The following is a 16,541-nucleotide window of genomic DNA, read 5'->3' as shown; positions in this document are numbered from 1 at the left end:
AGGCACCAGTTGAATCAGCGCGTATTCCGCCGGGTCCTGCTGCTTTGTTCGGGCCCTGCAGAGCAGGTATGCCGCCTGAAGCGCCGCATCGGCACCGACCACCCCCGCTAACAACCTCGTCGAGCGGTGACCGGTTCGCAGGGTGGCAGGCCGCTGCCCGCCTGAAGTGGTGGAGTGCACACTGATCTCAACGAGAGCACAGCAGCGAGGTTGCGTTGGTGATCAAGGGGCTGTTGGCGCGTCAGTTTTCTGGCAGCGTGCGCCGCGCGGCAGGTCCCGGCTCCGCCGCGTCGAGAACCGGAGTCCAAGGCAGGGCGCTGCGGGTGCGCCACTGAAAGGTCAGCAGGCACAAAAGCGCTGCCGCAGCGAACCAGGTCAGCTCGATGAGCAGGTACCCGGGGGCGGAGGTGCTGGAGAAGGCTGCTGCGGTGGCTGCCTGCATGGCGCCGTATGAGGGCAGGTAGTGCGTGATGGCGCTGTCTGCGCTGGAACTGGAGATGGGGTTCTGTAGCGCGATGTCGATGACACTGGTCATCACGATGGCGAACATCCCTTCCACTTCCTTGCGCAGCAACGCGCCGAAGCCGACTCCGAGTACGCCGTAGGTCAGCCCGGCGCTGAAGAGGGCCGCGGCGAGCAGGGCCGGCTGACGCGGAGCCCAGGCCAGGTACATGACCGCTGTCGCGTAGGCGGCCACCAGAGCGGACGCGAGAACAAGGCCGGCCAACTTCGCGGCGATCAGATGAGGCCGTGGATAGCCGGCCATCACAAGGCGCCGGTCGAACAGGCTGCCGTTGAACGTCGCGGCGAACATCAAGAACCCAGTGATCAAGGTGACCGCGTTCAGCGCCCCGCTGACGGCGGTGAGCTCGTTGCCATGTGGCTCCAGGAACTCCCCGGTGGCCTGCAGCCGCAGCCGCACCGGCCTGTCCGCCATCGACACATATGCCAGAAGGGTCCACGCGGGAAGGAAGACCGCGATGAGCACCGCGGCGAACCGGTTACGGGCGTGCTCGGCCACCGCGTACCGCGTGGCCGTGACGAGCAGCATCACCTGCTCCCTCATGCGGCTTCCCTCCCTTGCGCCTGGAGGCGACCGCCGTCCAGGCGCCACAACTCGTCCAAGCGCTCGGTGTCGTGGGCGAGATGAGAGACCACCAGAACTGAACGCCCCCGCTCGCGCAACCGGGATGCAAGCTCCCAGAACCGCAGGTAGGTGTCCCAGTCGAAGCCCTGATAGGGCTCATCCAGCAGCAGCACCTGCGGGTCGTGCATCAATGCCAGCGTCACGTTGAGCTTCTGCCGCGTCCCTCCGCTGAGCACGCCGGCCCGCTCGTCCAGGTAGTCGGCGAAACCGAGCACATCCATGACCTCCCTCGCATAGCCAAGGCTGTCGAGACGGAATGCCGCCTGGAAAAACGTCAAATGCTGACGAACCGTCAGTGCATCGTTCACCACCACCTGCTGCGGGCAGTACCCGAACCGGCCACCGTGACGAACACTGCCCCGCGCAGGTCGCAACTCCCCAGCGAGAATCTTCAGCAGCGTGGACTTGCCCGCGCCGTTCTCTCCCACCACCCCGATCAACGATCCTGCAGGCAGGGTGAATTCGACACCCCGCAGCACCAGCCTCTTGCCATAGTGATGGTGTACATCCACGACTTCCACGCCGCGACACTCCCACGCTGCTTGCCTGGACGACCGAAGGCTTTAACGAACGCGACCGGCCACGGGCACGCAGCCACACGCGGTGATCCCGGTGGGTGAGTGTCCTCACGGAAACTGGCCTGCGATGCCCCACAGACCAGCCGCTTCAGGGCTGACAGGGCGGCGCGCTCAGCCACAGGCGCGGGGCCGTCCGGCGGCAGCCATGAGGCTCAGCAAGCAGCAGAAGAAGGAAGCGACGCCGGCAAACCATGGCTACCCGGGAGACCTGTGGTACGCGATGGCCCGTCTCCACGCAGCCCACCCCGAGCCGGTCGGCCACCGTGTGCCGTTCGAGCGGCCGTCTGCGCTGCTGTCGATCACGGAGCCGGACGACCTCGTCCTCGCGGCGCGGGTCGGACTGTCCGGGAAAAAGCCGATGGGCCACCTTCACGACCTGTCGAACGGCGAGCCGACGTCGTCCAGGTCTTCCTTGGGCCCGCGGACCGCCGCGCCGCCGGGGTCGCGCCTGCACCACTCAACGGGACGCTTGCGGCCGTATACGTGGCAAAGAAGCAGTCGGGCTGGTCGTCGCGTCCTGTCGGATCGGTCGCCGCCGTTTCCTGGTCGCCTCGTGTTCCCGTCTCTCAGCCGTCGTCCCCCGCGAGGTACACGCCGAACACCGCTCCCTGCGGGTCCCGCAGAACGGCGATCCGCGGGCCGTCGGGGACCGAGGTGGGTTCCATGAGCACGGTGCCGCCCGCCGAGGTCGCGGTGGCCGTGGTGGTGTCCACGTCCTCGACGGCGAAGTACGGCAGCCAGTGCGGCGGCACCTCGGGCGGGAACGTGTCGTCCATGGTCACCATGCCGCCGAAGTCGGCGCCGTCCAGCCCCCACTGCGTGTAGTGCTCGGAGGCGTTGACGCTCCAGCCGAACACCGTCGTGTAGAAGGCCTCGGCCCGCTCGGGGGCCCGCGTCAGCAGTTCCACCCAGCCCAGTGAGCCGGGCGCGTTGAACAGTCCCGCGCCCGGGAAGGCCCGGGCTTGCCAGAGCTGGAAGACCGCGCCGGCCGGGTCGAGGGCCACGGTGAAACGACCCACGTCCAGCACCTCCATCGGGCCGACCAGGACCGTGCCGCCGGCCTCGGTCACCTTCCGCGCGGCGGCGTCGGCGTCCGTCACCGCGAACGACACGTTCCAGGCCACCGGCTGCGACTCCTGGTACAGCGGGGTCAGTGCCGCGACCGCCGCGTCGCCGAGGTGTGCCACGGTGTAGCCCCCGGCCTCCGTGCGCGGATCCGTCTCGGGTCGCCAGCCGAACAGCTCCGTGTAGAACCGCTTGGCCGCCTCCATGTCGTCGGTCCCCAGTTCCGTCCAGCAGGGGCCACCGGTCACCGGCTTGTCGAACTTCATGGTGCTCCTCCCGGAGCGAGCTGCTCTGCGGCCCCCTCCAGCACGCTAAGCCCGGGCCAAGGTCCCGGCCATCCGGCGGCAACACGGTGGCGCGCGGCGCGCGGAACGCCGTATCCTCGCCCCGTACCGCACCGTATGGCGGCCTCCAGCGCACACCCCTCAGGACCCGGAGGTCCCCACATGCCCGCGCTCATGGTGCGCCCTTTCCGCCGCGACGACCGCGACCAGCTCACCGACCTGGTCAACGCGCATGTCGCCGCCGTCGTCCCTGGCGTCTCCGTTTCGACGAACACGGTGCTCAGCGCCCTGGAGCGGCAGCCCGACGAGTTCATCACCGACCCGTGGGTGAGCGAACGCCTCACCCTCGTCGCCGAGCAGCGCGATCACGTGATCGCCGCCGCGCATCTGCTGCGCTACCGGTCCGGCCCGGAGGTCGGCGAGTCCTACCGGGACATCGGTGAGATCGACTGGTTTCTCTGCCATCCGCCGGCCTCCTTCCGGCCGGACGCCGACGAGGCCGCCGACCTGCTGATGGGCGCCTGCCTGGCCCAGCTCGCCCGGTGGAACGTCCGGGCCCGATACGCCGGCGGAGAGGTGCCCGCTCCGGCGGTGTACGGCCTGCCCCGCACCTGGCCTCACATCCGTGCCGCCTTCGAACGCGCGGGTTTCACGCATGTCGGCGACACGGAGGTGATCCTGATCGCGCGGGTGCCCGACCTGCCGCCCAGTGAGGACCGCCCAGGCATCACCGTCCAGCGCACGATGGGGGAGTGCGGCACCCGTCTCACGGCGTACGCCGACGGGCGCGCCCTCGGCTTCATCGAGGTCGACACCTCCCTGGCCCGCCCGGAACGGCACGCCCGCGCCGCCGGACTCGCCGACATCGGCAACCTGCACGTCGACCCGGGGGCGTACGGCATGGGTCTGGAGCACTGGCTCCTCGCCCAGGCCGCCGACTGGCTTCGCCTGTGCGGGGCGGACCGTCTCCTCGCCTACGAAGCCGCGAGCGACAAGACGGCGATCGACCACCTGAACTCGGCCGGCTTCCGTGAACTGACCCGGACCGACCGCCGCTGGGAGCACCGGCCGGGCTGAGATCGCATGCCCGGCCGATACCGGATGGGATGGTCGGTCGGCACCTCGACCAGCGCGATCCGCGTCCCGTCCGGACCCGCGATCCCCATCTCGATCAGCCCCACGGCTCCTTCACCGGCGGCCGCAGGATCGCGACGGCCTTGCCCCGCAGCTCCTCGCCCTCGATCTCTGTCCGGCCCTCCGCGCTGAACCACGATCGACCGGTCGGGCGCGTACGGATGTACGTGCTCAACTCCTGGCCGGACTGATCAAGAGAACCTGAGGGGGCCCTCTCGGTGACCGGCTCTGGTCGCCCGGGAATGGGTCGAGCGGATGAGGACGGAGACCAGGGCAGCCAGGTCGGCCGCGCCGGCGGCGTCGTCCGCGTACCGCGTGGTCAGCAGGGGGCCGGCCTGATCCAGCCGAACTCCCTCCACCTCCAGGACATAGGCGAGGGTGAGCATGGCAAGGCGGGCGTTGCCGTCCGGGAAGGGATGAAAGAAGGCCACGTCCAGGTAGGCCCTGGCCGCACGGGAGGCCAGAGGGATTCTCGGGTCAGCGCTCTCGCGCAGACAGTGCTCGAAGTCCCGCTGGGTGTGCGACGTCAGTGCGTAGCGTTCCCGGCCCCCCTTGGCGAAAGCATCGCCTTGTCGGAACGCAACCTCAGGCATGCCAAGGACGAGCCGCTGCCAATCAGCCAGTAGCGCGCAGGTGAGGGGCCGCTACAACTGCGTGAACCGCTCGGCCAGTTCCTCCAGCCAGTCGCGCCACTCCAGCAGCGAAGCGACCACCTTGGCGGCCGTCGCTTCGGACGCGCCCACGGAATGGGAGGTGCAGCACCAGCTGGTGACGACGCCACCACCACCGCCCTCGCCGGCCGCCCATTGCCATCCGCAGGCCCATCGGCCGTATCGAGCTGCCAGAAGCGCCGTGACCTCAGTGGTGAAGCGATGTCTCTCTTCCCACCCGGCACCGACAGGAGGAACCATCGAGGCGATCACGGTGGCGACCTGAGAGCCCTCCTCATCGTCCCAGTCGAAGGCAACCCGATCTGGATCGACGGCAGACCACGGCAACCAGGCTGGAGCGAGCTCGTGATTGACGGCCGTGGCGTTCCCCCAGATGTAGGTAGGGCAGGACAACTGAGCGATCGTGTCAAGGGCTCGCGGCTTTGTCACACCAGTTTCCGGCGTGGCCGACCTCGTGTCGTGGCGCACGGGGTGACGCCGGCGGGCCGTCTGCTCCGCGCGATGCGGCGGCAGCCGCCCGGGCCCGTGCACCTGTACGCGGCAGAGCACTTTGGGGTGTGAGCCGACAACTTCGTGGCCGGTGGCGTTTGGCCCTATCAGGCGCGGTCGTGGAGTGTGACCTGGTAGCCGTCGGGGTCGGCGAAGGTGAAGGTCCGACCGAACGGGCCGTCGATCGGTGCGGAGACGATGGTGTGACCGTCGGCCACGAGAGCATCGTGAATGGCCTGGACGTCTGTGGCGTGGAGCCAGATGGCGGCACCGATGCCGGGCTGAGCAACGGATGTGAGATCGGTGCCGGGAATCACGTCGCGGAGTGCGAACGCGATCGGCTTTGTCTCGAAGACGACGGCGTGCGGAGGTCCGGCCGGCGAGCGCACCAGGCCCAGGTACTGCTCGTAGAACGCCTGCGAAGCGTCGAGGTCGCGCGCTTGGAGTGAGATGAAGTCGGGACCGGTGGCGGGCATGACGATGCTCCTTCTCTTCGTGTCAGCTTTCTGACACGGGTCAACCTATGTCAGAATGCTGACATGAATCAAGACGGTGTCGACCTTGAGACGTCACTGGGCTACCTGCTGAAAGAGGCGTCGAGTGCGCTCCGCGCAGCCATGGAGGAGGTGCTGCGGCCGCTCGGGATGAACGTAACGCGCTACTCCTGCCTCGAACTGCTGGCTCAACGACCGGGCTTGTCGAACTCCGAACTCGCACGGGGCGCGTTCGTGACACGGCAGTCGATGAACGTGCTGCTCCAGGCCCTGGAACGGGAGGGCTACGTGACCAGGCCCGCGGAGGCGCCCGTCGGAAAGGTTCTTCCCGCGCGGCTCACGCCTCGCGGACGACGGAGCCTTGAGAAGGCGACCGTAGCGGTCCGGTCCGTCGAGGTCAGAATGCTGTCCGGCATGACCGAGACCGAGCAGTCAGACGCGTTCCGGATCCTGCAGAGGATGATCCATTCTCTGCGCGAGGGCAACGATGGTGCATAGCTCGTCCCCGTAGCACCCCTCGTCACGCTCGGACGGGAGTGCAGCCGAGCGCGAAAGTCCGTGCGGGCGACCCTCGACCTTCGGCGGGGGAGGCGGCTCCGGGAACCAGAGGCGAATGCACGCCTGCGAGCAGCACGAACACCAGCAGAAATGCTACGGCTTCGCCAGTGCTCCCAGTCAAGATCAGCCCGGTCGCAATGACTGAGCCGCAGAGCACAAACAGCATTGGCAAGGCCCAAGCGCGCGTCATGGTGACGCAGGTTGTCGGTGAGTCGGGATGGTCCTCGAACCCGGCCGGGCACCTGAGAGTTCGTCGGCCACCGGAGGCGGCCCTCGTGACCGTGGTGGGCAGGTCGTGATGGGTGGATCGGTCAAGGCAGTGAAGGCCGCCAGTGGGTCAGGGTGAGGACATGGCGACCTGGTCCGCACGTTCCTGTCGGGGCTGAGCAGGCGCTCGATGGCGGTCACCCCGCTCCCGTCCTACTGGGCTCCGCGCTTCCATGTCCTCGATGGGCGTTACCGGTCCTTCGGTTCGAGGCTCGGGCGCAGCGCGTCGACGATCAGGTCGAGGAGCTGTTCGGCTTTGTCCGGCGCGTCGATCGCCGCAGTCGAGAGGAACACGCCGAGGAGCATCATCGTGACGTCGTCGGGATCGACGTCCGAGCGCAGCGAACCAGCTTCCGCACCACTGCGCAGCATCATGGCGATGACGGCTGTGATGCGTTCCCGCGTTGCGGGCGTGGCGATGCTGCCCGACGCCCAGCCTGCGCGCAACGTGTCGGACATGCCACGCTTGATCCTGAAGAACGCCGCGTACCGAGTCATCCACGCGCGAAGGGCGGCTGCGGGCTCGAACTCGGTGAGGAGCTCCGCCGCACTGGACACGACCTCGTCGAGCTCTGCGGCGTAGACAGCTTCGACGAGTGCCTCACGAGTGGGGAAGTGCCGGTAGAGCGTGCCGATCCCGACGCCGGCCGCTCGGGCGATCGCGTCCAGCGGTACGGCCTCCGTCGTCGCAGCGAAGGCGTCGCGGGCGGCCGCAAGGAGTCTGTCGCGGTTCCGCCGTGCGTCGGCGCGCGCCGGCCGGTGCGCCGCTGCCGCGCTGCGGTCTGTGGCCATGGGTTCACTCTCAGACAAAACGGAGGACCTCCGGTTAGTGCTACGGTGGGTGAAACGGAGTTACTCCGTTTCGTCTATGGTCGCATCGAAGGAGAACGCCCATGGCCGCCCCTGCCCGGATTTCTCAGCTCACCGCATCCGGCGCGCTGCGCGCTGGTGGCAACGGACGGCTCGCGGGCCGCACCGTGTCGCGGATCGGCTTCGGCGCGATGCAGCTGGAGCGCCTGCGGACCGATCGCAGGGCAGCGATCACCATGCTGCGCCGCTGCATCGAGCTGGGAACGGACCACATCGACACCGCCCAGTTCTACGGCCACGGCTTCGTCAACGAGGCGATCCGCGAAGCCGTCCGCCCCGAGGACGACGTGATGGTGGTCAGCAAGGTCGGCGCCGAGCCCGACCCCCACGGCCCGCTCCCTCTCCGCCTCGCACAGCGCCCCGAACAGTTGCGCGCCGGCGTCGAGGACAATCTGGCAACGCTTGGACTGGAACAGATTCCCCTGGTCAACCTCCGCCGTACGGACACCGGCCCCGGCCTGCGCGCCGCAGGGGATCAGCTGGTCGCCCTCGACGATCAGCTCGCCGTGATGATCGCCCTGCGGGACGAGGGCAAGATCGGTGCGATCGGCCTCAGCAGCGTCTCGCTCGATGTTCTCCGCAGGGCCCTGCCCGCGGGCATCGCCTGTGTGCAGAACGCGTACAACCTCCTGACCCGCGACGACGAGGACATGCTCCGCCTGTGCTTGGCCGAAGGAATCGCCTGGGTTCCCTACTTCCCCCTGGGCAGCGCATTCGACGGGATGCCGAAGGTGACCGACGAGCCGGCCGTCATCGCCGCCGCGCGTGAGTTGAACGTCACGCCCGCACAGATCGGACTGGCCTGGCTGCTCCGTCACGCCCCGAACGTACTGCTGATCCCCGGCACGGCCGACCCGGAACACCTGGAAGCCAACGTGAGGGCCGGAGCGGTCACGCTCGACGAGGCAACGCTCTCTGCCCTGGACGCCCTCCCGGCCCGTTCCGGAGACATCGAGCCCAACCAGTGATCGACCGTTCGGATCGAGGCTCCCGCCGGTCACGCCGTCGCCCTCCCGGATCTCCTCGTCCCGGATCGCCGGTGTCACGTCCTCGCTGCGGACCCTGTCAGTGTCGCGGCGTATCCCGGGGCCCTGCGCGTCGTGGAGTTCGCCATCGACACCGTGGTCGAGATCGACAACGCGAGCCCGCTGCGATGGGAACTCCTGAGCCACTCCCGGTTCAACGCCCCTCGCGTGAAGGGGGCCGGACCTCCGTGCCTCGGGGGGGGCATGGGCGGTCACGCGTAGGGAGAGTGGCTGTCGGTGGACTCCCAGTACGGCGCCCAGGTCGGAAAGGACTCGGGCAGCTGACGGGCCCCCAGCGGGTCGCTGCCGTCGTTCACGCCGGTGCCGTGTGCGGGTCTGGACAGTGCGTCGGCCAGATACCAGCGGTGGAACCTCCGCCGCCGGAAGCACCACTCGCCGTCCACGCGCAGGTAGTCGTCCCAGTACTGCAGTTCCCCGACCTCCCATTGGCCGGTCAAGGGCCGTTCGAGCTGGTCCCGGCAGTAGACGACGCCTCTGGCGCGGTCGGCGTCGTCGAAGTCCACGATGTGGTTGGTCACCTGGTGGATCGTGGTTCTCGAGGCTCGCATGGCCTCGGTGTACCAGCGGCGCAGTGCCGCGCGGCCGCATGCGTCGCGTCCCACCCGTACGTCGGGCACGAACAGGTCCACGACGGCGTCCATGTCCCGTGAGTCGAGTGCCAGTGCGTATCGGTAGGGGAGTTGGCGGATCTCGGCCAGCGATTCCATGCGGTCGAGCCGCTGTTCGACCGTCGTCGGCGTCCAGGGTCCAAGTCGGCCCATGCTCGTCACCTCCCGGATACTGGCGCGTATCGCCGTCGCAGATTACAGATTAATAAGTTAACTCATTAGAGCAAGCTCTTGGGTAAGCCGTTGGAGTTGCCTTCCGCGCTCGGTCGTCAGGGCATGAGGATGACCTTGCCGGGGGCCGTGCGGGTGGATGATTCGGCAAGTTCCAGCGCTGTGGCAGCCTCGGTCAGCGGGAAGCGGGCGGCGATCTGAGCGGTGAGCACGCCGTCGCGCAGCGAGTTGAGCACGTGGGTGAGGTCCGTGCGCGTCCGGGCCCGGAACGCCTCGCGCTTGGCCGAGTCCGGCTTGCCGGCGCCCGCCCAGATGTCGTAGAAGCTCGCGTGCCTGCGTGTGGGCAGGTGGTTCCAGAACGCCAGCTTGGCCAGCAGGGGCAGGAAGTCGAGCAGTATCGGGCGAGTGTCGTCGAGCGCGGCCGCGATGCTGTACGAGACCAGCGTGCCGGTGCGGTTGAGCAGTCGGTAGGAGAGGGTGACGCGCGCGCCGCCGAGGTGGTCGAACACGGCATCGACACCGTCGGGAGCCAGTGCGCGGACGCGGGCGGCCAGGTCGGGGTCGCGGTAGTCGATCGGCTCCACGCCGAGTGCGCGCAGCGCCTCGTGATGGCGCGGGCTCGCCGTGCCGATCGCGTGGACGCCGGCGTTCCGGGCGAGCTGGACCAGGATCGAGCCCACGCCTCACCGGCGTCTTCGACAACCGTCCCCTGGAGGCGCAGCGGCTGATCGATTCGGAGATCGACAACGCCGTCCGGTCACTGGAACCGGACGGCTCCTGAGCGGGCGCACGGGCCGCTCGGGCGCTCCGTGCCTCGGCCGCCCGTCCACGCCGCCGGTTCCCCCGCTGTGGCCGCGCTTCATCACCACGCACCGGACCCTCGCGCGGCTGGTGGCCGCGACAGACTGGCCCGCGGCCGAGCAGGTCGCCGCCCGGCGGTGGCGGCTCGCCCATGCCACGAAGGTTGCGGCCGGGCTGCACGAACCGCGCAACGGGCCGTCGATCTGGACTGGTCCGCCTCCAGGGTCTTGGCGATGGACGAGGGCCTGGGGCACCCAGCCGCCTCTGTGGGGTGATTCCGGCCGCCAGGCCGGCAGGAGAAGGAGGTCTGCACGTGGACGGGCCGAAGCACGCCGGGACGGCGGTGGTTGTCACATGAGTGGGCCGGGCGGTGTCTTCATGCCGGACAGCCCCACAAGGGGCGCAGAGCAAGGAGAGACAGCATGACGCTGCGCCTGCCGAAGGCCGAGCTCCCCGCCGAGCTCAAGGAGAACATGATCAAGCAGCTGGGCGCCGTGCCCGAGAACGTCGAGGTGCTGTGGCACAGCCCCCGAGTGACCCAGGACAACCTGGAGTTCGGAGCCAGGGTCGGGGCGTGGGACGCGGTCGACCCCGGCCTCAAATCGTTCGCCCACATGGCCGTCGCATCGCAGGTCGGCTGTAGTTGGTGCCTGGACGTCGGCTATTTCCAGGCCCAGAACGAGAACCTGGACCTGGCCAGGGCGAGCCAGGTGCCACGGTGGCGGGAGGCGGATGTGTTCACGGCGCTGGAGCGCGACGTCATGGGGTACGCCGAGGCGATGACCGACACCCCGCCGACCGTCACCGACGAGCAGTACGCCGCCCTGCTTGGGCGGCTCGGGTTGTCGGCCATGGTGGAGCTGACCGCCTTCATCGCCTACGTCAACCTGGCGACCAGGGCCAACGTGGCGAACGGGGTCACCTCGCAGGGCTTCTCCGACGCCTGCGAGATCCCGCTGGCCGAGCGCCCGGCGACGTCCCGCTTCGGGTCCACGGCATGATCGTGGACCCGTTCGTCGCCCACCGCAGCCTGCTGTTCACCGTCGCCTACGAGATGCTCGGCTCCGCGGCCGACGCGGAGGACGTACTGCAGGAGACCTGGCTGCGGTGGGCCGACGTCGACCAGACACAGGTCCGTGATCCGCGGGCGTACCTCGTCCGGGCCGTCACCCGGCAGGCACTCAACCGCACACGCGCACTCTCCCGCCGCCGCGAGGACTATGTGGGGGAGTGGCTGCCGGAACCTCTGCTGACCCACCCCGACGTCGCCGACGACGTCGAACTCGCGGAAAGCGTCTCCCTCGCGATGCTGACTGTCCTGGAGACGCTCGGCCCCACTGAGCGGGCCGTGTTCGTGCTCCGTGAGGTCTTCGACATCCCGTACGAGGAGGTCGCCGAGGCCGTGGGCAAGACCCCCGCCGCGGTTCGGCAGATCGCCCGACGGGCCCGGAGCCACATCGCCGCTCGGCAGTCACGCGTCAGCGTGAGCCGGTCGGAACACAAGGCCGTGGTGGCCCGGTTCGTCACCGCGCTGCACACCGGGCGCATCCAGGACCTGATGGAGATCATGGCGCCGGACGTGGTCTTCATCGCCGACGGCGGCGGGCTTGCCGGCGCCGCACTGGCCCCCGTCCACGGGGCCGACCTCGTGGCGACGATGCTCGCCGGCACCGACCGGGCCGCCTTCGAGACCACGACAGTGTGGCTCAACGGCGCACCGGCCATCCGGATCGAATCCGACAGCGGGCGGGCCGCGGTCAGCATTGTGGTCGAGAACGGGCGCATCACCCGGATCTATGCGACATCCAACCCACAGAAGCTGACGCGACTCGACCAACCGGCCGACCTCACCAGGTAGACCGCGGGCTCCGTTGCTGCAGGTGTTGCTGCAGGGTCGGCCCTGGATGGCTGGTTGCCTTCCGGGGCCCCTGGGGCGGGGCGTCGAGTCGCCTCGAGCGGTCAGTCGGCCTTGGCGGCTTCCTCGGCTCGTGGCCGGGTGGAGGTGAGCCGGAAGGAGTCGGTGTCGGCATCGATGATCGTGTCGTTGAACGGCCGGCGGTCGACGCCGGCCGCGCCTCGTCGTATGCCCGGCGCTGTCGGGATGAACGTGGAGGGAAACCTTGGGCCGCCGGGCTTACTTGAGAGCGAAAGCGTGCGGGGACAACAGCATGCTCGGACAACGGAGTCCGTCTTGTCCGGCTTCAGGCTCCCGCTACTGGCCCGGCGTCACCCAGGTCGTCCGCCGCCGCTGCCATCCGCCGGCGATCAGCAGGGCAGCAGCGCCGGCGGGCCCGACGCCCTTTGACGCGGGTGTCGCCGGTCGAAGTCGGCCGGGGCCGACGGGCAGAGGGCCCCGGACCGATCGTGGTCCGGGGCCCTCTGGTCTCACCTCGAGATGAACGCAAGCGGCACTGACGGCCGGGCCGGTGCAGGGGTTTCCGGCCCGGGCTGCAGGAGCCGGTTCAGTACGTCACGGGATGGGGTTACCAGCCGTGACCGCAGTCGGAACCGATGTCGGTGCTCTGTGCTCCCGGGCTGCCCTCGCCGTTGAGCAGGTTGCCGCCGAGGCCGTTGAGGATGCCCACTTCGCCGAGGATGTCGATGTTCAGGTCGTGGGACTTGCACCCGCCGCCATGCGTGCCTCCCGCAGCCTGGGCGGTGGCAGGGCCGGTGCCCATGAGGCTGAAGCCACTGATGATGGCGACCGCGACAGCGGCCTTGTGCAGCTTGCGCATACTTCCTCCTGGAGTCGAGTAGAGCGCACCGTCAAAGATCACTAAGCGCTCATTTCGGAGGCTAGATCGACATTTCCCGCGGCGCTCACCGGGGGAGCCGTCCGGGGGCTCTGCGGCTCGGACCGTCACGGTGGCTGGTGTCGCAGGTGTGGATCCTGCCGGGGCGTAGGCAGAAGGGCAGACCCGGGCGGGGGTTCCTGAGAACGGGACCGCCGAAGGGCGCTTGGGTTCGTGCGCCTCAACAGGCGTGAGGGCGCGGTGCTGGTGGCGGCGGCCCGGCTTGTCCTGTCGTGGGGGGGGGGCAGCCACTGCACCCCGGTCACGATGGGAGGATGACCGCCCGGGCCACAGCATGTGACAGCGGTTCGCAGCCGCGGGTCACGTGCTTTGACCTGCGGTGACTAAGTTCGACGACATGATCTCCCAGCGTCGCGCACTCGGCGCAGTGTTGCGAACCGCTGCGAACGCGATGTGCGGTGCGGAGGCCTCATTGTTCTGGCGAAGCCGCCGACGCGGTGTGGCCGGCGTGAGATTCCTCAGGCTGGGCCGGGTGCTGTGACGTCACAGGCTGTGGCCGGTGGGGTGCAGCGGTTGGTACAGCGGGAGTTCGGCGCCGCTGGGGAGCCGGATCGCAGTCAGTTTGCCCCAGCGCTGCTCGCTGACCGGGCGGGTGATCTCGATCCCCTGTGCGCGGAGCTCGCCGAGCTGGGCGTCAAGGTCGTCGCACATCAGGAAGAACTCGTGCTGCGGCGGGCCGTCGGTTGGATGTACGGCCACCTCGGCCGGGGGCAGCTTGAAAATGAGCCAGCCGCCGCCCGCGTCGACGCCGGGGAAGCGGAGGATGTCACGGAGAAAGGCGCGATCCGCTTCGGCGTCCTGGCTGTACAGGATGACGTGTGCACCGCTGATCATGGCTGGCTCCTGCCCCGTCGACGTAAACGCGGTCGTGCCCCTCGGCATCTTGGCACGCTCAGTTGCCGGAAGACCTTCGGCGGCATGCGATGACACGCCGACCGACGTGCATGACCACAGACAGGAAGCGGCTGATGAACGGTCTTGGGGGGAGGTGAGATTGATGGCCGAACGGTCGGCCACGACTCTGAGACAGGCCGGTCGGAGCGCTCACCCCTCAGGCTGACGAAGTGCCCCGTCGCGGTCGCTCGGCGTCGGCTCGGTACGCCAACGAGCCCGTAGGACTCCGTCGTTGTCGGGCATGACAGCAGTGCACCCCGACACCTTCGACGAATTCTCCGGCCGGAGTGCCTGAGGAACGCTCCGAGACAGCCGCCTGCACAGCCGAACATCCACACCGAGGAGCATCCCCCAACTGGCGCACCACACCGCGCACCCCACCCGCGCCGACGGCACGCTGGACCTATGGCGTCCGATCAGCCCGTCGTCGTATACCCGCCCACCGAAGACGGAGGCCGACGCGTCCGGATAGGCGACCACTTCGTCGGCATCGCCTACGGGCTCCTCGACATCGCCGCCTACCTCCAAGAAGCCGGTTTGCAGGACTGGGACGAGATGGACGTCGCCCGATCCGCGCTCATCGAATGGCGCGGCGGCGGGCCCGACGTCTGGGAACACTGACCGGGCCGGCCGTCGGTGCCACCAGCGACGATGCACCCATGACGATGGCCATGCACCGTTGCGGGCTCACCTGGGCCGGCATGACAAGAAGCGAAGCGCCGTCGAGCGGTCGATCAACGAGCGCTGAAGCAGTCCCGAGCCGTCGCCACCGGCTATGGCAAGCGCCGATACATCTACTTGGGCACCGTCATCGCCGCCGCTGTCCTCATCTGGCTCCGATCATGACCGGAGACGCACGCGCTGTCTGATCACGTACGTCTGCTGCCTGGGAGGCCGTGCAACCTCTCCGCGACCCCGGCGGGACAGCGGCGAGTTCGCTGCCCCATCCTGGGTGCGCGGTGGTGGTCATCGGCTTGCAGGTCGTGCTCAGACCAGGGTGGATATGCAGAACGGGTGGCCTGCGGGGTCCAGCAGGACCCGCCACCGGTCAGGGTCCGGCTGGAACTCGGGCTTGACAGCGCCCAGGGACAGCAGCCGGGCCTGCGCGCCATCCAAGTCATCGACGCCCAGTTCGATGTGGGCCTGCTTTTCCTGGGAAGAAGCCGGCCAGGTGGGTCGGCGGTAGTCGGCCAGCCTGTTGAACCCGAGTCCGGCCGCGCCCTCCTGGCCGAGGAGGACGAAGTCGTCGGTGGAGAAGACGACGGGCAGACCGAGTGCCTCGCCGTAGAAGCGGGCCAATTCGGCGGGGTCCGGGCAGTCGAAGGTGACGGCCGAATAGCGGAACGTGGGTGTGGAGGTGCTTTCCTTGGTCATGATGGGAACACTAGGCCGGGACCAGGACAGATTCGGTCCTGGTCATGTGGAACACTCGGGAACGTGATCAGCTCATCCGCCCGCCTGCTGCGACTGGTCTCCCTGCTTGCCGCCAAGCCGTCGTGGACCTGCGGCGAGCTGGCCGACCGGATGGCGGTCACCGACCGCACGGTGCGGCGGGACATCGCCAAGCTCCGGGAACTCGGCTACGCCATCGAGTCCGACCCGGGGCCATGGGGCGGTTACCGTCTCCGCGCCGGAGCCCGGACGCCGCCGCTGATCCTCGATGACGAAGAAGCACTCGCCGTTGCCGTCGGACTGCGCGAGGCCGCGCTCAGCGGTGCTCTCGGCGGCGACCAGGCCGCGCTGTCGGCGCTGCTGAAACTGCAGCAGGTTCTGCCCCGGCGCATCGCGGACCGGCTGACCGAGATGGACGACGCCTTCGTACACACCCCCAGACCCGACGAGCCGCAGATCACGCCCGGCATGCTGCTGGAACTGGCCGCCGCGTGCCGCCGAGGCGAGCGTGCCCAACTCTCGTACCGCGACTGGGAAGGAAAGGCCACGGTCCGGGACATCGACCCGTACCGCCTCGTTCACACCGGACGCCGCTGGTACTTCGTCGCCCGGGACGTGACGCGGGACCAATGGCGAACGTTCCGGGCCGACAGGGTCGACCGACTGCAGCCAACCGGGCACACGGTGGAACTCATCGACCCACCCGACCCGGCGATGCTCGTCTCCCGCTCCGTCGCCACCGGCCCCTACCCTCTCTCTGTCACGATCCGTCTCCCGGTGCCCATGAACCATGCCCTGCGGCTGATTCCCGCGACGGTCGGCACCCACCGTCCCGAAAGCCCCGGCACCACGATCGTCGACATCGGCGGTCCCGACGCGGACGGGCTAGCCAGATACCTCCTCAGCCTGGCCACACCCCTGCGAGTCCTCTCACCGGACGCTGTCCGGCAGGCCCTGCTACGCCGTACCCAGGAACTCATCGAGGACAACGCCAACGGTCAGTCCCAGTAGAGCGACGTCGCGCAGGAACGAGCTATGGCCCGATGACCAGAACAAGGCGCCACTGATCGGAGAGACTCTGCCTCAATTCGCAGCCTCTTCCTCGCGACGACGAGGTCGAGATCAGGCAGGTTGCCCATGCCGGCCGAGTACACCACGCCGGCCCCGAGCACGAGGACTACCGGCGAGCCCAGATCGCGCACCGATGAGTTTCCCGCGCCGCGCTGGTCTGTACGCCGGACACCCACGGACGGAAGGCT

Annotated in this window: 19 protein-coding genes and 1 pseudogene; 7 read left to right on the top strand and 13 right to left on the bottom strand. The window is 68.7% G+C overall.

The genetic code is table 11. The annotated features are described in order from the left end of the window. Positions 1-241 precede the first annotated feature (241 nt). From OG841_RS01550 to OG841_RS01540, 3 genes are all read right to left on the bottom strand, one after another. The gene (locus tag OG841_RS01550) at positions 242-1,066 is read right to left on the bottom strand and encodes an ABC transporter permease (RefSeq protein ID WP_371562748.1); all 825 of its coding nucleotides are present in this window, start codon (positions 1,064-1,066) and stop codon (positions 242-244) included. Further along, entirely contained in the window at positions 1,063-1,668 is a 606-nt protein-coding gene (locus OG841_RS01545; protein WP_365115846.1) for an ABC transporter ATP-binding protein, read from the bottom strand. Before OG841_RS01545 ends, OG841_RS01550 begins: the two co-directional genes overlap by 4 nt. Positions 1,669-2,291: 623 nt before the next feature. After that, a complete protein-coding gene (locus tag OG841_RS01540) occupies positions 2,292-3,056 on the bottom strand; it encodes a VOC family protein (RefSeq protein ID WP_371562744.1) in 765 nt (254 codons plus the stop codon). A 180-nt stretch (positions 3,057-3,236) separates the two neighbouring features. Between OG841_RS01540 and OG841_RS01535 the strand changes: the two genes are divergently transcribed. Further along, positions 3,237-4,151, top strand: coding sequence for a GNAT family N-acetyltransferase (locus OG841_RS01535; protein WP_371562741.1), 915 nt, complete (start codon positions 3,237-3,239; stop codon positions 4,149-4,151). A 5-nt stretch (positions 4,152-4,156) separates the two neighbouring features. Here OG841_RS01535 and OG841_RS01530 read toward each other — a convergent pair. The 4 genes and pseudogenes from OG841_RS01530 to OG841_RS01515 form a co-directional block, all read right to left on the bottom strand. Continuing rightward, positions 4,157-4,308: pseudogene (locus OG841_RS01530) on the bottom strand (VOC family protein); the annotation flags it as partial. A gap of 91 nt (positions 4,309-4,399) precedes the next feature. Next, positions 4,400-4,831, bottom strand: coding sequence for a Fic family protein (locus tag OG841_RS01525; protein ID WP_371570520.1), 432 nt, complete (start codon positions 4,829-4,831; stop codon positions 4,400-4,402). 21 nt (positions 4,832-4,852) lie between these two features. Next, positions 4,853-5,308: a hypothetical protein gene (locus OG841_RS01520; RefSeq protein ID WP_371562738.1), complete on the bottom strand. Its 456-nt coding sequence runs from the start codon at positions 5,306-5,308 to the stop codon at positions 4,853-4,855. 167 nt (positions 5,309-5,475) lie between these two features. Further along, a complete protein-coding gene (locus OG841_RS01515; protein WP_328643186.1) occupies positions 5,476-5,844 on the bottom strand; it encodes a VOC family protein in 369 nt (122 codons plus the stop codon). A gap of 63 nt (positions 5,845-5,907) precedes the next feature. Between OG841_RS01515 and OG841_RS01510 the strand changes: the two genes are divergently transcribed. Further along, complete coding sequence (locus OG841_RS01510) at positions 5,908-6,360, top strand: MarR family winged helix-turn-helix transcriptional regulator (RefSeq protein ID WP_328643187.1); 453 nt, start codon at positions 5,908-5,910, stop codon at positions 6,358-6,360. 516 nt (positions 6,361-6,876) lie between these two features. On the opposite strand, the gene OG841_RS01505 is transcribed toward OG841_RS01510, so the two are convergent. Beyond that, on the bottom strand, positions 6,877-7,479 hold the full coding sequence (locus OG841_RS01505; protein WP_365115841.1) for a TetR/AcrR family transcriptional regulator: 603 nt from the start codon (positions 7,477-7,479) through the stop codon (positions 6,877-6,879). A gap of 101 nt (positions 7,480-7,580) precedes the next feature. Here OG841_RS01505 and OG841_RS01500 point away from each other — a divergent pair, with 101 nt between their 5' ends. Beyond that, positions 7,581-8,525 carry an aldo/keto reductase gene (locus OG841_RS01500; RefSeq protein ID WP_328643189.1) on the top strand — a complete coding sequence of 315 codons (945 nt, stop codon included), beginning with the start codon at positions 7,581-7,583 and terminating at the stop codon, positions 8,523-8,525. 269 nt (positions 8,526-8,794) lie between these two features. On the opposite strand, the gene OG841_RS01495 is transcribed toward OG841_RS01500, so the two are convergent. Beyond that, positions 8,795-9,364 (bottom strand): nuclear transport factor 2 family protein, encoded by a 570-nt coding sequence (locus OG841_RS01495; protein WP_328643190.1) that lies wholly within the window; start codon positions 9,362-9,364, stop codon positions 8,795-8,797. Positions 9,365-9,480: 116 nt separating this feature from the next. Continuing rightward, the gene (locus tag OG841_RS01490) at positions 9,481-10,062 is read right to left on the bottom strand and encodes a zinc-binding dehydrogenase (RefSeq protein WP_328643191.1); all 582 of its coding nucleotides are present in this window, start codon (positions 10,060-10,062) and stop codon (positions 9,481-9,483) included. A 543-nt stretch (positions 10,063-10,605) separates the two neighbouring features. Between OG841_RS01490 and OG841_RS01485 the strand changes: the two genes are divergently transcribed. Both OG841_RS01485 and OG841_RS01480 read left to right on the top strand, forming a co-directional pair. Continuing rightward, positions 10,606-11,184, top strand: coding sequence for a carboxymuconolactone decarboxylase family protein (locus tag OG841_RS01485; RefSeq protein WP_328643192.1), 579 nt, complete (start codon positions 10,606-10,608; stop codon positions 11,182-11,184). Then, positions 11,181-12,041: an RNA polymerase sigma-70 factor gene (locus tag OG841_RS01480; protein WP_365115837.1), complete on the top strand. Its 861-nt coding sequence runs from the start codon at positions 11,181-11,183 to the stop codon at positions 12,039-12,041. The genes OG841_RS01485 and OG841_RS01480 overlap by 4 nt, the downstream gene beginning before the upstream one ends. A gap of 625 nt (positions 12,042-12,666) precedes the next feature. On the opposite strand, the gene OG841_RS01475 is transcribed toward OG841_RS01480, so the two are convergent. Together OG841_RS01475 and OG841_RS01470 are read right to left on the bottom strand one after the other, a co-directional pair. Next, on the bottom strand, positions 12,667-12,918 hold the full coding sequence (locus OG841_RS01475) for a hypothetical protein (protein WP_328643194.1): 252 nt from the start codon (positions 12,916-12,918) through the stop codon (positions 12,667-12,669). 561 nt (positions 12,919-13,479) lie between these two features. Continuing rightward, positions 13,480-13,830 carry a VOC family protein gene (locus OG841_RS01470; RefSeq protein WP_328643195.1) on the bottom strand — a complete coding sequence of 117 codons (351 nt, stop codon included), beginning with the start codon at positions 13,828-13,830 and terminating at the stop codon, positions 13,480-13,482. 465 nt (positions 13,831-14,295) lie between these two features. Between OG841_RS01470 and OG841_RS01465 the strand changes: the two genes are divergently transcribed. After that, complete coding sequence (locus tag OG841_RS01465; RefSeq protein ID WP_328643196.1) at positions 14,296-14,511, top strand: hypothetical protein; 216 nt, start codon at positions 14,296-14,298, stop codon at positions 14,509-14,511. Positions 14,512-14,877: 366 nt separating this feature from the next. Here the strand turns inward: OG841_RS01465 and OG841_RS01460 are convergent, their stop codons facing one another. After that, a complete protein-coding gene (locus OG841_RS01460) occupies positions 14,878-15,264 on the bottom strand; it encodes a VOC family protein (RefSeq protein ID WP_365115834.1) in 387 nt (128 codons plus the stop codon). Between the two features lie 63 nt (positions 15,265-15,327). Between OG841_RS01460 and OG841_RS01455 the strand changes: the two genes are divergently transcribed. Beyond that, complete coding sequence (locus tag OG841_RS01455) at positions 15,328-16,293, top strand: helix-turn-helix transcriptional regulator (protein ID WP_328643197.1); 966 nt, start codon at positions 15,328-15,330, stop codon at positions 16,291-16,293. Positions 16,294-16,541 lie beyond the last annotated feature (248 nt).

It is taken from the genome of Streptomyces canus, assembly GCF_041435015.1.
GTDB lineage: Bacteria > Actinomycetota > Actinomycetes > Streptomycetales > Streptomycetaceae > Streptomyces > Streptomyces canus_G.
This window is presented reverse-complemented; position numbering and strand designations above follow the sequence as displayed.